Genomic DNA, 13,620 nt, shown 5'->3' with positions numbered 1-13,620 from the left:
CTGACACACGTGTCGGTGCTAGAGTGTACCATTACGTTAAAGCCATCAACTGGCTGCAATCAGACGCAGATCTCGTTAACGTGAGCTTTGGCCTATAGGGACCGTCGCGAGTGGCTGCTTTTGGCCGATTCTGTTGAAAAAGTCGGCCATAGTTTTCGCAGCAGAAAAGTATGCGTCTGTGATTGAGATCTCCGCTTTCGGCTGAGGTTAGCGGACTCAGATTTCACGTAGCAGCGCGCTGGAAAGGGGCTTTCACCGGTCAATCTTCTAGCCACTTCAGAAAACCGACTTTTTCAACACAATCGGCCGAAAGTAACCCTTTAGCACCGTACTCCCCCCCGCGGCGTACACCCAAACTCCCGCCGAAACACCGTATGCAAATACTGCGCAGACTTGAACCCACAATTCCGCGCCGCTTCCGCAATCGTCACGCCCCCATCCTTCAACTCATCCGTCACCGCCGCCAATTTAAAACGCAGTATCTCGTCATGCACGCTGCAGCCGCGCACTTTGCGGAAGTGGGATTCCAGCGATGAGCGGGATACGCCGACGTAGGCCGCGACTTGTGCGGTCTTGATGCCCTGGCAGGCGTATTGGCGGATGAAGAGCAGGGCTTGCATGACGTACGGGTCGCCCAAGGGTTGGTGCAGGCTGGAGACCTGGACGTTGATCGCGTCGGGGGGGATCAGGATCTGGGTGCCTTTGGCTGGCATGCCGTGCAGCATCTGGTGCAGCAGGTGCGCGGCGGTGCGGCCCATGGTTTCGGTGCCCTGGACGACGGAGCTTAGTGGCACGCGGGTCAGGCTGCGGGTCAACGGGTCGTTGTCGATGCCGATCAGGGCGACCTGTTCCGGCACGGCGATGCCGGCGGTGAGGCAGGCTTGCAGCAGTTGTCGGGCGCGGGCGTCGCTGACGGCGATGATGCCGATGGGCTTGGGCAGGCTTTGCAGCCAGGCGATCTGTTGTTCGACGGCGCTGTCCCACAGCGGCGCGCTGGTGCCCATGCCGCGGTAGACCTCGGCGTGCAGGCCGTCGCGTTGCATCAGCCAGCGAAAGGCTTTTTCCCGCTCCTGGGCCCAGCGGTTGGCCTGGGCTTCGGGCAGGCTGAAGCAGGCAAAGCGCGTCAGCCCGGCTTCGATCAGGTGTTCGTAGGCGAGGGTGATCATTGCCTTGTTGTCGGTGGCGACGTAGGGAATGCCTTTGGGGTAGGCGCGCTCGTCCTGATAGGAGCCGCCCACGGCCACCACCGGCAGTTTGCTTCCGGCCAGCGCTTCGCCAATCAGCGGGTCGTCGAAGTCGGCGATGATCCCGTCACCTTGCCAGCGTTCGATGCCTTTCAGGCGGCAGAGGAAGTCTTCTTCCAGAAACAGATCCCAGGATGCGCGGGTGCTGCTCAGGTAGTTGCCGATGCCGCTGATGATGCCGCGGTCGTAGATCTTGCTGCCGTTGAACAGCAGGGCAACGCGGTGTACGGGCGGTATGGTTTTCATTGTTATTGTCCTGGGCCGGTTCACACCAAAGGAGTGGTCACAGCGTAGGCGCCAGTACGCAAAATCGCACTCTCTGTTGGCGATTTTCATAATTTTCAGGCGCAGGGCGGTTGTTAGTATCGAGCCACCGACAAGAACAACAAAGGACATTGCCCATGGCTTACTTCCCCGAAGTCGAAAGGGTTCTCTACGAAGGCCCGGCCAGCGATTCGCCTCTGGCTTTCCGCTACTACGATGCCAACAAGCTCATCCTCGGCAAACCCATGCGCGAGCACTTGCGTATGGCGGTCTGCTATTGGCACAGCTTTGTATGGCCGGGTTCCGATGTGTTTGGCGCAGGGACCTTCAAGCGTCCATGGCAGCACGCGGGCGATCCGATGGAAGTGGCGATGGGCAAGGCAGAAGCGGCCTTCGAGTTCTTCAGCAAGCTGGGGATCGACTATTACTGCTTCCATGATACGGATGTAGCGCCGGAAGGCAGCTCGCTCCGGGAGTACCGCAACCACTTCGCGCAGATGGTCGACCGCCTGGAGCAGCATCAGGCGCAAAGCGGCATCAAGCTGTTGTGGGGCACCGCCAATTGTTTCAGCAATCCACGTTTTGCCGCGGGTGCTGCCAGTAACCCGGACCCGGAAGTGTTTGCCTGCGCCGCCGCTCAGGTGTTCAGTGCGATGAACGCCACCCAGCGCCTCAAAGGCTCCAGCTACGTGTTGTGGGGCGGGCGCGAAGGCTATGAAACCCTGCTCAACACCGACTTGAAGCGCGAGCGCGAACAGATGGGTCGCTTCATGCGCATGGTGGTCGAGCACAAACACAAGATCGGTTTTCAGGGAGATCTGCTGATCGAGCCCAAGCCGCAGGAGCCGACCAAGCACCAGTACGATTACGACAGCGCCACGGTATTCGGCTTTTTGCAGCAGTTCGGTCTGGAAAACGAAATCAAGGTCAACATCGAGGCCAACCACGCGACCCTGGCCGGTCACAGTTTCCATCATGAGATTGCCACGGCAGTTTCACTGGGGATTTTCGGCAGCATCGATGCCAACCGTGGCGACCCGCAGAACGGCTGGGATACCGATCAGTTTCCCAACAGTGTCGAAGAGATGACCCTGGCCACCTATGAAATTCTCAAGGCGGGAGGCTTCAAGAACGGCGGGTTCAATTTCGATTCCAAGGTGCGACGCCAGAGCCTCGACGAAATCGATCTGTTCCATGGCCATGTCGCGGCGATGGATGTGCTTGCGCTGTCTCTGGAGCGTGCGGCGGCGATGTTGCAGAACGACCGATTGCAGCACTTCAAGGATCAGCGCTACGCGGGCTGGCAGCAGCCGTTGGGCCAACAGGTGCTCGCCGGTGGGTTCAGCCTCGAATCGCTGGCCGAACATGCTTTCGCCAACGAGCTGAACCCGCAGGCCGTCAGCGGCAGGCAGGAAATGCTGGAAAACCTCGTCAACCGGTTCATTTATCGCTGACGGCCAGCCGTTGTTACATTCTCACGACAAATCTGTGCCGGGCCAACCGGGCGACGCTCTACAGTTGTACCAGCACGATATTCATCGTCAGGCAGTGTCTTTCAAACAACAATAAAAGGACGCACCACCATGAACACCTTCAAACGCACGCTACTGGCCGGGGCGCTGGCCCTGTTGTCGATTCCGGCCATGGCCGATTCAGCCAACCCGAAAATCGGTTTTTCCATCGATGACCTGCGCCTGGAGCGCTGGTCCCGTGACCGGGATTACTTCGTCGCGGCGGCGGAAAAGATGAACGCCAAGGTCTTTGTCCAGTCGGCCGATGCCAACGAACAGAAGCAGATCTCCCAGATCGAAAACCTCATTTCCCGTGGCGTGGATGTGATCGTGATCGTGCCGTTCAACGCCACGGTGTTGACCAACGCGGTGGCCGAAGCCAAGAAGGCCGGGATCAAGGTGGTGTCCTATGACCGGCTGATTCTCAACGCCGATATCGATGCCTACATTTCCTTCGATAACGAAAAGGTGGGCGAGATGCAGGCCAACGGTGTGCTGCAGGCCGCGCCCAAGGGCAATTACTTTTTGCTCGGCGGCGCGCCCACCGACAACAACGCAAAAATCCTCCGCGAAGGTCAGATGAAGGTGTTGCAACCGGCCATTGACCGGGGCGATATCAAGATCGTCGGTCAGCAGTGGGTGAAGGAGTGGAACCCCACCGAAGCGCTGAGCATCGTCGAGAATGCCCTGACCCGTAACGACAACAAGATCGATGGCATCGTGGCTTCCAACGACGCTACCGCTGGCGGTGCGATCCAGGCGCTGGCCGCGCAGAAACTGGCTGGCAAGGTGCCGATTTCGGGGCAGGATGCCGACCTGGCAGCGGTCAAGCGGGTAATCGATGGCACGCAGACCATGACCGTCTACAAACCGCTGAAACTGATCGCCTCCGAAGCCGCAAAGCTCTCGGTGCAATTGGCGCGTAACGAAAAGCCCACCTACAGCTCGCAGTACGACAATGGCAAGAAGCAAGTCGACACCATCCTCCTGACGCCAACTCCGTTGACCAAGGCCAACATCGACCTGTTGGAAAAGGACGGGTTCTACACCAAGGCGCAGATTGCCGGGCAGTGATCTTTCGAGCGACATGACTCGATTGAACAACTCCGCAGGTCCGGGACGTTCCCGCCTGCGGGTTTGGCCTCCGGCCTGTGGCCGGGGAGTGGAGCCTTTTCGTGCGAGCCCTCGCCATGTCCGACTATCTGCTGCAAATGAATGGCATCGTCAAAACCTTCGACGGCGTCAAAGCCCTCAATGGCATCGACATCAAGGTCCGGGCGGGGGAGTGCATCGGCCTGTGCGGCGAGAACGGTGCCGGTAAATCCACGCTGATGAAAGTGCTGTCGGCGGTCTATCCGCACGGCACCTGGGACGGTGAAATCCTCTGGGACGGTCAGCCGCTCAAGGCGCAGTCGATCAGCGAAACCGAAGCCGCCGGTATCGTCATCATTCATCAGGAACTGACCCTGGTGCCCGACCTGTCAGTGACGGAAAACATCTTCATGGGCCATGAGCTGACGCTGTTCGGTGGGCGCATGAACTACCCGGCCATGACCCGTCGCGCCGAAGCCCTGATGCGTGAACTGAAAGTCCCGGACATGAACGTGTCGCTGCCGGTGTCCCAGTACGGGGGCGGCCATCAGCAACTGGTGGAGATCGCCAAAGCGCTGAACAAAAAGGCGCGGCTGCTGATTCTCGATGAGCCGTCTTCGGCCCTGACCCGTTCGGAAATCGAGGTGCTGCTGGACATCATCCGCGACCTCAAGGCCAAGGGCGTAGCGTGCGTCTACATCTCCCACAAGCTCGATGAAGTGGCCGCCGTTTGCGATACCATTTCGGTGATCCGTGACGGCAAACACATCGCCACGACCGCCATGGCGGACATGGACATTCCGCAGATCATCACCCAGATGGTCGGTCGGGAAATGAGCAACCTGTACCCCACCGACCCCCACCGCATTGGCGAGGTGATTTTCGAGGCGCGACACATCACCTGCTACGACGTCGATAACCCGAAACGCAAGCGGGTCGACGACATTTCGTTCGTTCTCAAGCGTGGGGAAATTCTCGGCATAGCCGGACTGGTGGGGGCCGGTCGCACGGAGCTGGTGTCGGCGCTGTTCGGCGCGTATACCGGTCGCTACGAAGGGGAGGTCTGGCTCGATGGCCGGTTGATCGATACCCGCACGCCGCTCAAGTCCATCCGCGCCGGGCTGTGCATGGTCCCCGAGGACCGCAAGCGTCAGGGCATCATTCCAGACCTGGGCGTCGGCCAGAACATCTCTCTGGCGGTGCTGGACAGTTACGCGAAACTGACCCGTATCGACGCCGAGGCCGAGCTGCACAGCATTGATCATGAAATCTCGCGCATGCACCTCAAGACGGCGAGCCCGTTCCTGCCGATCACCAGTCTCTCGGGCGGCAATCAGCAAAAAGCCGTGCTGGCCAAGATGCTGCTGACCCGACCCAAGGTGCTGATCCTCGACGAGCCGACCCGGGGTGTTGATGTCGGTGCCAAGTATGAAATCTACAAGCTGATGGGGGCGCTGGCAGCCGAAGGCGTGTCGATCATCATGGTCTCCTCGGAGCTGGCCGAAGTGCTCGGTGTCTCAGACCGGGTACTGGTGATCGGCGAAGGCCAGTTGCGCGGTGACTTCATCAATCACGAACTGACTCAGGAACAGGTGCTCGCCGCCGCGCTCAGCCAGGCCGCTGGCCCTAACCCTAACGATCGGAAGTCCGCGTGATGAACCAGGTCAAACAGCTTTTCACACGCTACAAAATGCTCGCGCTGGTCATCGCCGTGGCGATCATCTGGCTGTTTTTCAGTTGGCAGACCGAGGGCGGATTCCTGACCCCGCGTAACCTTTCCAATCTGTTGCGGCAGATGTCCATCACCGGGATTCTGGCCTGCGGCATGGTGCTGGTGATCATCAGCGGCGAGATCGACCTGTCGGTCGGCTCGTTGCTGGGACTGTTGGGCGGGCTGGCGGCGATTCTCGACGTGATCTACCACATACCGCTGCTGGCCAACCTGAGCATCGTCGCCTTGTGCGGGCTGATGATCGGCCTCGCCAACGGCTACATGACCGCTTACCTGCGCATCCCGTCGTTCATCGTCGGGCTGGGCGGCATGCTGGCGTTTCGCGGCATTCTGCTGGGAATTACCGGCGGTACGACCATCGCTCCGGTATCGCCGGAACTCGTCTACGTGGGGCAGGGCTATCTGCCGCATACGGTCGGAACGGGCCTGGGCATCGTGCTGTTCGCGCTGACGCTGTTCCTGACCTGGAAACAACGCCGCAACCGTGCGCTGCACGGGCTGGCGGCGCATTCGCTGATGCAGGATTTACTGCGTGTGGTGTTGATCGGCGCCGTGTTGGCGGCTTTCGTCCAGACACTCAACAGCTACGACGGCATTCCCGTGCCGGTGCTGCTGTTGCTGATTCTGCTTGGCGTGTTCAGCTACGTGACCAGCCAGACCGTGTTCGGGCGTCGGGTCTATTCGGTGGGCAGCAATATGGAGGCCACGCGCCTGTCCGGTATCAACGTGCAGGCGGTGAAGTTGTGGATCTTTGGCATCATGGGCGTGATGTGCGCCCTGGCCGGGATGGTCAATACCGCGCGTCTGGCTGCGGGCTCCCCCTCGGCTGGCAGCATGGGCGAACTCGACGCCATCGCCGCCTGCTTCATCGGCGGCACCTCCATGCGCGGCGGCTCCGGCACGGTTTACGGCGCTTTGCTCGGAGCACTGGTCATCACCAGCCTCGACAACGGCATGTCCATGCTCGACGTGGACAGTTACTGGCAGATGATCGTCAAAGGCAGCATTCTGGTGCTGGCCGTGTGGGTCGATGTGAGTACCCGGAGTGAGCGGCGTTGAGGCATGGCTGGAGTGCCACCCGATACGTTTCTACCGAAACGCAGCCTCTGATGTAGGAGCGAATTCATTCGCGAAAAGCCAGTACATCCGCAGCCAATAGATTGGCTGAAATATTGTCTTCGCGAATGAATTCGCTCCTACATTGGTTGCCTGGACCGATAAATTTGAAATCCCCCCTTATCATCTCCAGAATCGCGCCCCAATCTGGCTAACGCGCGATCAAGAGGACAACCGTTGAACGAACAAACCTTGTCCATGCGTCTGGAGCGTGTGGCGGCGTATGTGCCTGTCGGTGCGCGGCTGGCCGATATCGGTTCGGATCACGCTTATCTGCCGGTGGCGCTGGTGTTGCGTGGCGCCATCGAGGCGGCGGTGGCGGGGGAGGTGGCGTTGACGCCGTTTCATGCGGCCCGGCGTTCGGTGCGGGAGAACGAGCTGGACGATCAGATTACCGTGCGCCTGGCCAACGGGCTGGCGGCTATTGAGCCGGGGGACGGGATTACGGCGATCAGTCTGTGCGGCATGGGCGGGGAGACGATTCGGGACATTCTCGACAGCGACAAGGCGTGCTTGAGTGGTCAGGAGCTTCTGATCATGCAGCCCAATGGCGGTGAACAGCCGTTGCGCCAGTGGCTGATGGACAATGGTTATCGCATCCTCTGCGAGGAGGTGCTGCGGGAAAACCGTTTCGACTACGAGATCATCGTGGCCGAGCGTTCCGGGCCGGTGCTGTATTCCGATGAGGAGCTGTATTTCGGTCCTGTACTGATGCAGGCTCGCAGCCCGGCATTTCTGGCCAAATGGCAGCGCATGCTGCACAGCAGGCAGAAGACTCTGGCCGATTTCGCCCGGGCGCGACAGGTCGTGCCCGAGGCGAAGGTGCAGGAGATTGCGCAGCAGGTTCAGTGGATTTCCGAACTGTTGGCTTGAGGCCGGGTCAGTGTCGCCCTGCGCATGGCGAACTCAGTGGCGGCAACCTTGCTGACCCCATACAAGAATCACCTTGCCCGCTGGATCGTTCACCGCGTTGAACATCCTGCAGGACGAAGCGGCTGCCGAGGTGTTTATCCTGGCGCTGGACGGGCTGCTGGCAGACCAGCCATCCCCTGATCTCCTGATGCAGCGTGTACAGCTGCTTTCCGAGCGGTTTGTAATACGGGACTGAGCGTTACGACGCCCTGAAAGCCCGGACTTCTCGCTGAACGACAGAAACCCAAGGCCCGCTCCGATGGCTTCATGGTTGTGAGCGATCAAGCTGTTTTCCATGGTCTGGCTGTGGGTCATTCATAGCCCGAAAAAGCACCCGCTGGCCAATGCCGCCGAGGTTCAGTACATCGCTGAAAACGGTGGTCTGGTCGATATCGATGAACAGCGGCAGAAAAAGGACGGCGGCCCCAAGTGGACCTATGTCCGTCAACTGCTCACCAACCGCATGATGGCCGGTGTCTATCTCGGGCAGTTCTGCATCAACTCGCTGACGTACTTCTTCCTTACCTGGTTCCCTGTCTACCTGGTGCAGGAGCGGGGCATGACGATCCTCAAGGCCGGGATCATCGCGTCCCTGCCTGCCATGTGCGGTTTCCTGGGCGGGATTCTGGGTGGTGTGTTCTCGGACATGCTCCTGCGTCGTGGCAACTCCCTGAGCGTGGCCCGCAAGACGCCGATCGTGCCCGGGACGATGCCATCGCCATGCAGTACCTGATTTCCGGCTAGACGTTCGATAACAAGAAGCCTTGCCTGGTGCGGTAGCCGGCACCCGATATGGGTTTCCCCGGTTCTGCCTGTTGGCAGGACCGGGGGCCGTGGTTACTTCAGGTGAGTCAGAAAAAACGAAGCCAGTCTGTCAAACGGGATCAGGTCGACACGGTCATAGAGGTCCACATGACCGGCACCCGGCACGATCACCAGTTCCTTGGGCTGCCCCGCCAGTCGATAGGCTTCTTCGCTGAATTCGCGAGAGTGAGCGTTTTCACCGGCGATGAACAACATCGGGCGTGGAGAAATCGTCTCGATATCGTTGAACGGGTAGAAGTTCAGGAACTTGATGTTGCTGGTCAGCGTGGGGTGCGTGGTCAGCAGGGGAGACGAGCCCTTTGGCGTGAACTCGCCACGAGGCGTGCGATAGAAATCATAGAACTCGCGCTCGATGGCATTGGACTTGTCGGTCAGTTCGTGGACGGTGCCGCTGGTGTATTTCGTCTCGCCTCCCGTGAACTCGACATAACGCTGCTCGGCCGCTGCCGCGATGGTCTGTTTTCTCTGTTCGAGCGTCGCTGAGTGTTTGAGGCCATTGCGGTTGGCGGCGCCCATGTCGTACATGCTGACGGTGGCAATGGCTTTCATGCGAGGGTCGATCTTGGCTGCGCTGATGACAAAGCTGCCGCTGCCGCAGATACCGATGACACCGATCCGGTTACGGTCCACGAAAGTCTGGGTGCCCAGATAGTCGACGGCCGCACTGAAGTCTTCGGCGTAGAGATCCGGTGAAACCGCATTGCGCGGTTGCCCTTCACTATCACCCCAGAAGGACAAGTCCAGAGACAGAGTGACAAAGCCCTGTTCGGCCATTTTCTGCGCATAAAGGTTCGCACTCTGCTCCTTCACTGCGCCCATCGGGTGCCCGACAATGATCGCCGGATGCTTGTTGCCCAGATTCAGGTTCTTGGGAATGAACAGGTTCCCGGCGGTTTTCATCTGGTACTGATTCTTGAAGGTGACCTTCTGCACGGTCACTTGATCGCTGGTGTAGAAGTTATTTGCGCCATTGGACATATCGGCTCCTGTTGCTGAGAGCGACGCCATGAAAAGGCTGAGCAACATGATGAGTTTTTTCACGAAGAGCTCCCGTTTCAAGTGGATAGGGAAGGGGGTACGCCACGTCGTTGCAGTGCTCGCCCCGCGATGTTGATTTGCCTGCAAGAAGTCTCTGTGCGCGGCTTGCCGTATTCTCAGCGAGTCAGGCATGCTTGATAAGCTAATGAACGGTTGATCTCGTTATAAGCCGGGCTAATCAATGGAGTGGGGTCGAATCCTATGCCACGACACAATCTCAACGATTTGCTGGCCTTCGTGACCGTGGCACGTGAGGGCAGCTTTACCCGTGCAGCGGCACATTTGGGGGTGACCCAGTCAGCCCTGAGCCAGACGGTTTCCGGGCTGGAGAAGCGTCTGAAAATCCGGTTGCTGACCCGCACGACCCGTAGCGTTTCACCCACCAGCGCCGGTGAACGTCTCATGCAGACCATCGGTTACCGCTTCGACGAGATCGAGGCTGAGCTGGATGCCCTGACGGAGCTTCGTGACAAGCCGGCGGGAACGGTACGTATAACCTGCGGTGATTTCGTCCTGAAAACCATCCTGTTGCCCAGGCTCATGCCGCTGTTGCTGGAGTATCCCGACATCAAGCTTGAGTTCGATATCAATTATGGATTTCGGGATATCGTGGCCGATCGTTTCGATGCTGGCGTGCGCTTCAGCAGCACCGTCCATAAAGACATGATTGCGGTGCCCATTGGCCCGGCCTTGCGCATGGCGGTGGTGGCCGCGCCGTCTTACTTCGCCAGAAACCCGCCCCCCAGGACACCGCAGGACCTGATGGCCCACCGCTGCATCGACATCCGTTTTCCCACCCATGGCGGGCTGGACGCCTGGGAGTTCGAGCGGCGCGGTCGCAAGGTGAAAGTCCGTGTCGAGAGCCAACTGATCTTCAACACCACCCCTCATATCGCGGAGGCTGCCGTCGGAGGTCTGGGAGTTGCCTATCTGCCTGAGGAGGAGTTTTCACCCTATATCGAGGACGGCCGTCTGGTCCGTGTACTGGCCGACTGGTGCCCTCCGTTTGAGGGGTATCACCTGTATTACCCCAGCCGAAAGTTGCCGTCGCCGGCCTTTTCGCTTGTGCTCGAGGCCTTGCGCGCCGGGGTTTGATACATGTAGGACCCGGAACGCCGCTTGATTTCTGTAGGAGCGAATTCATTCGCGAGACGTCATTGAGGGCTATAGATTCTCTTCGGCCTCACGGGCCTCTCGCGAATGAATTCGCTCCCACGGTTTACTGCGCGACAGGCGGCGTCAGCTCCAGAATCCGGTCACGCCCACCTTCCGCCAGCAAGTAAGTGCCTCGGTCGGTACGAATGATCGATTGCGGGGCTTTCAGAAACGACAGGATGGTCTGCTGATGCCCTTGCGGGTCAACCAGCAACAAGCGGGCGCGGTGTGTCGAGTCCTCGCTGATCCATAAACCTCGTTCATCGCACATGAGGAACGTCGGCTGGTTCAGGTTGGCTAAAACAATGGAGTCGCTGCGGTCCTCGATGGCGTACAGGTCATCTCCCTCGTTTGTTCAAGCGTAAACACATCGACTTTTCCTGAGTGAAAACAAGACGGCTGTGACGCCGGGCGCTGGGCTAAAAACCCTGAAAGCACAAGACTTCCCTCTGAAAAACCGGATAATGGCGGCCAAATCGTATGCTCGCTATTCTGGTAATCCCACATGGAAATCAAGGTCAACTTTCTCGACAACCTTCGTCTTGAAGCCAAATTCGATGACTTCACGGTGGTGGCCGATCAGCCTATCCGCTACAAGGGCGATGGTTCGGCACCGGGACCGTTCGACTATTTCCTGGCCTCATCGGCCTTGTGTGCGGCTTACTTCGTGAAGTTGTATTGCGAGACCCGCAACATTCCCACGGACAACATCCGGCTGTCGCAGAACAACATTGTCGACCCGGAGAACCGCTACAACCAGATCTTCAAGATCCAGGTCGAGCTGCCGGCGGATATCTCTGCCAAGGACCGTCAGGGCATCCTGCGTTCCATCGACCGTTGCACGGTCAAGAAAGTGGTGCAGGCCGGGCCGGAGTTCGTGATCGAGGAGGTGGAAAACCTGGACGCCGATGCCCAGGCGTTGCTGATGCCTGCCACGGTGTCAGGCGCAGGCACCTGCATTGCAGGCAAGGACCTGCCGCTGGAACAGACCATCGCCAATATGTCGGGCATTCTGGCGGACCTGGGCATGAAGATCGAAATCGCTTCGTGGCGCAATATCGTTCCCAATGTGTGGTCGCTGCATATCCGTGATGCGCAGTCGCCGATGTGTTTCACCAACGGCAAGGGCGCGACCAAGGAAAGCGCGCTGGCCTCGGCGCTGGGCGAGTTCATCGAGCGGCTGAACTGCAACTTCTTCTACAACGATCAGTTCTGGGGAGAAGAGATCGCCAATGCGGAATTCGTGCATTACCCGGACGAGCGCTGGTTCAAGCCGGGCCGCAAGGATGCGCTGCCAGAGGAAATCCTCGACGAATACTGCCTGGAGATCTACAACCCCGACGGCGAACTGCGTGGCTCGCATCTCTACGACACCAACTCCGGCAACACCGAGCGTGGTATCTGTTCGCTGCCCTATGTGCGCCAGTCGGATGGCGAGGTGGTGTATTTCCCGTCCAACCTGATCGAAAACCTGTTCCTCAGCAACGGCATGAGCGCCGGTAACACGCTGGCCGAAGCGCAGGTTCAGTGCCTGTCTGAAATCTTCGAGCGGGCGGTCAAGCGCGAAATTCTGGAAGGTGAAATCGCACTGCCCGATGTGCCGCAGGACGTGCTGGCAAAATACCCCGGCATCCTGGCCGGCATTCAGGGGCTGGAGGCGCAGGGCTTCCCGGTACTGGTCAAGGATGCGTCGCTGGGCGGGGAATTCCCCGTGATGTGCGTCACCTTGATGAACCCGCGCACCGGCGGCGTGTTTGCTTCGTTCGGGGCACACCCGAGTTTTGAAGTGGCGCTGGAACGTAGCCTGACGGAGTTGCTGCAGGGCCGCAGCTTCGAGGGCCTGAACGACTTGCCTCAGCCGACCTTTGAAAGCCATGCAGTGACCGAACCGAACAACTTTGTCGAGCACTTCATCGACTCCAGCGGCGTGGTGTCGTGGCGCTTCTTCAGTGCCAGGTCTGATTTCGAGTTTGTCGAATGGGATTTCTCCGGCCAGGGTGAAAACTCCAATGCCGAAGAAGCCGCGACCCTGTTCGGCATTCTCGAAGACATGGGCAAGGAAGTGTACATGGCGGTGTACGAGCATCTGGGGGCGTCGGCCTGCCGTATCCTGGTGCCGGGTTATTCCGAGATCTACCCGGTGGAAGACCTGATCTGGGATAACACCAACAAGGCACTGGCGTTCCGCGCCGACATCCTGAACCTGCATACGCTGAGCCCTGTCGCACTGAAGAAACTGGTCAAGCGTCTGGAAGACAGCGAGCTGGATGATTACACCGATATCACGACCTTGATCGGCATCGAGTTCGACGACAACACGGCCTGGGGACAGTTGACGATTCTGGAGCTGAAACTGCTGATCCATCTCGCTCTGAAGCGATTTGAAGACGCGAAAGAGCTGGTGGAGGCCTTCCTGCAATTCAACGACAACACCGTCGAGCGCGGCTTGTTCTATCAGGCCCTGAATGTGGTGCTGGAAGTGGAACTGGACGAAGAACTGGCTCTCGAGGATTACGAAGTCAATTTCCGCCGTATGTTCGGCAACGAGCGGATGGACGCCGTGCTCGGCTCAATGGACGGCAGCGTGCGCTTCTTCGGCCTGACGCCGACGAGCATGAAGCTGGAAGGGCTCGACAGGCATCAGCGCCTGATCGACAGCTACAAGAAACTGCATGCGGCGCGGGCGCGTAGGGTGGGGGGAGCTGGTTGATCATTACATGACCCTGAGCAG

Annotated in this window: 10 protein-coding genes and 2 pseudogenes; 9 read left to right on the top strand and 3 right to left on the bottom strand. The window is 59.2% G+C overall.

Annotation, left to right across the window (positions count from 1 at the left end; translation table 11 throughout):
* Nucleotides 1–320: 320 nt before the first annotated feature.
* A complete protein-coding gene (locus tag ACIPY9_RS20820) occupies nucleotides 321–1,490 on the bottom strand; it encodes a XylR family transcriptional regulator (protein WP_400705806.1) in 1,170 nt (389 codons plus the stop codon).
* Between the two features lie 155 nt (nucleotides 1,491–1,645).
* On the opposite strand from ACIPY9_RS20820, the gene xylA reads away from it, so the two are divergent.
* The 7 genes and pseudogenes from xylA to ACIPY9_RS20785 form a co-directional block, all read left to right on the top strand.
* Nucleotides 1,646–2,962: a xylose isomerase gene (gene xylA, locus ACIPY9_RS20815; protein ID WP_400705803.1), complete on the top strand. Its 1,317-nt coding sequence runs from the start codon at nucleotides 1,646–1,648 to the stop codon at nucleotides 2,960–2,962.
* Nucleotides 2,963–3,091: 129 nt separating this feature from the next.
* Entirely contained in the window at nucleotides 3,092–4,093 is a 1,002-nt protein-coding gene (xylF, locus tag ACIPY9_RS20810) for a D-xylose ABC transporter substrate-binding protein (protein WP_400705796.1), read from the top strand.
* Nucleotides 4,094–4,209: 116 nt separating this feature from the next.
* The gene (gene xylG, locus ACIPY9_RS20805) at nucleotides 4,210–5,766 is read left to right on the top strand and encodes a D-xylose ABC transporter ATP-binding protein (RefSeq protein ID WP_400705959.1); all 1,557 of its coding nucleotides are present in this window, start codon (nucleotides 4,210–4,212) and stop codon (nucleotides 5,764–5,766) included.
* On the top strand, nucleotides 5,766–6,902 hold the full coding sequence (locus tag ACIPY9_RS20800; protein WP_400705793.1) for a sugar ABC transporter permease: 1,137 nt from the start codon (nucleotides 5,766–5,768) through the stop codon (nucleotides 6,900–6,902). The genes xylG and ACIPY9_RS20800 overlap by 1 nt, the downstream gene beginning before the upstream one ends.
* Before the next feature lie 234 nt (nucleotides 6,903–7,136).
* Entirely contained in the window at nucleotides 7,137–7,832 is a 696-nt protein-coding gene (locus ACIPY9_RS20795) for a tRNA (adenine(22)-N(1))-methyltransferase (RefSeq protein ID WP_400705790.1), read from the top strand.
* Between the two features lie 73 nt (nucleotides 7,833–7,905).
* On the top strand, nucleotides 7,906–8,067 hold the full coding sequence (locus ACIPY9_RS20790) for a hypothetical protein (protein WP_400705787.1): 162 nt from the start codon (nucleotides 7,906–7,908) through the stop codon (nucleotides 8,065–8,067).
* A gap of 90 nt (nucleotides 8,068–8,157) precedes the next feature.
* A pseudogene (locus ACIPY9_RS20785) lies at nucleotides 8,158–8,589 on the top strand (MFS transporter); the annotation flags it as partial.
* Nucleotides 8,590–8,708: 119 nt separating this feature from the next.
* Here the strand turns inward: ACIPY9_RS20785 and ACIPY9_RS20780 are convergent.
* Complete coding sequence (locus ACIPY9_RS20780; RefSeq protein WP_400705956.1) at nucleotides 8,709–9,722, bottom strand: alpha/beta hydrolase; 1,014 nt, start codon at nucleotides 9,720–9,722, stop codon at nucleotides 8,709–8,711.
* Nucleotides 9,723–9,935: 213 nt separating this feature from the next.
* Here ACIPY9_RS20780 and ACIPY9_RS20775 point away from each other — a divergent pair, with 213 nt between their 5' ends.
* Entirely contained in the window at nucleotides 9,936–10,829 is an 894-nt protein-coding gene (locus tag ACIPY9_RS20775; protein WP_400705784.1) for a LysR family transcriptional regulator, read from the top strand.
* A 124-nt stretch (nucleotides 10,830–10,953) separates the two neighbouring features.
* Here ACIPY9_RS20775 and ACIPY9_RS20770 read toward each other — a convergent pair.
* Nucleotides 10,954–11,214 (bottom strand): annotated as a pseudogene (locus ACIPY9_RS20770) (hypothetical protein); the annotation flags it as partial.
* Nucleotides 11,215–11,394: 180 nt separating this feature from the next.
* On the opposite strand from ACIPY9_RS20770, the gene ACIPY9_RS20765 reads away from it, so the two are divergent.
* Complete coding sequence (locus tag ACIPY9_RS20765) at nucleotides 11,395–13,599, top strand: OsmC domain/YcaO domain-containing protein (protein ID WP_400705781.1); 2,205 nt, start codon at nucleotides 11,395–11,397, stop codon at nucleotides 13,597–13,599.
* Nucleotides 13,600–13,620: the final 21 nt, after the last annotated feature.

Source organism: Pseudomonas sp. NPDC089734 (genome assembly GCF_044748865.1).
Lineage (GTDB): Bacteria > Pseudomonadota > Gammaproteobacteria > Pseudomonadales > Pseudomonadaceae > Aquipseudomonas.
Note: the sequence above shows the minus strand (reverse complement) of the source record. Positions and strands in the feature narration are given on the sequence as shown.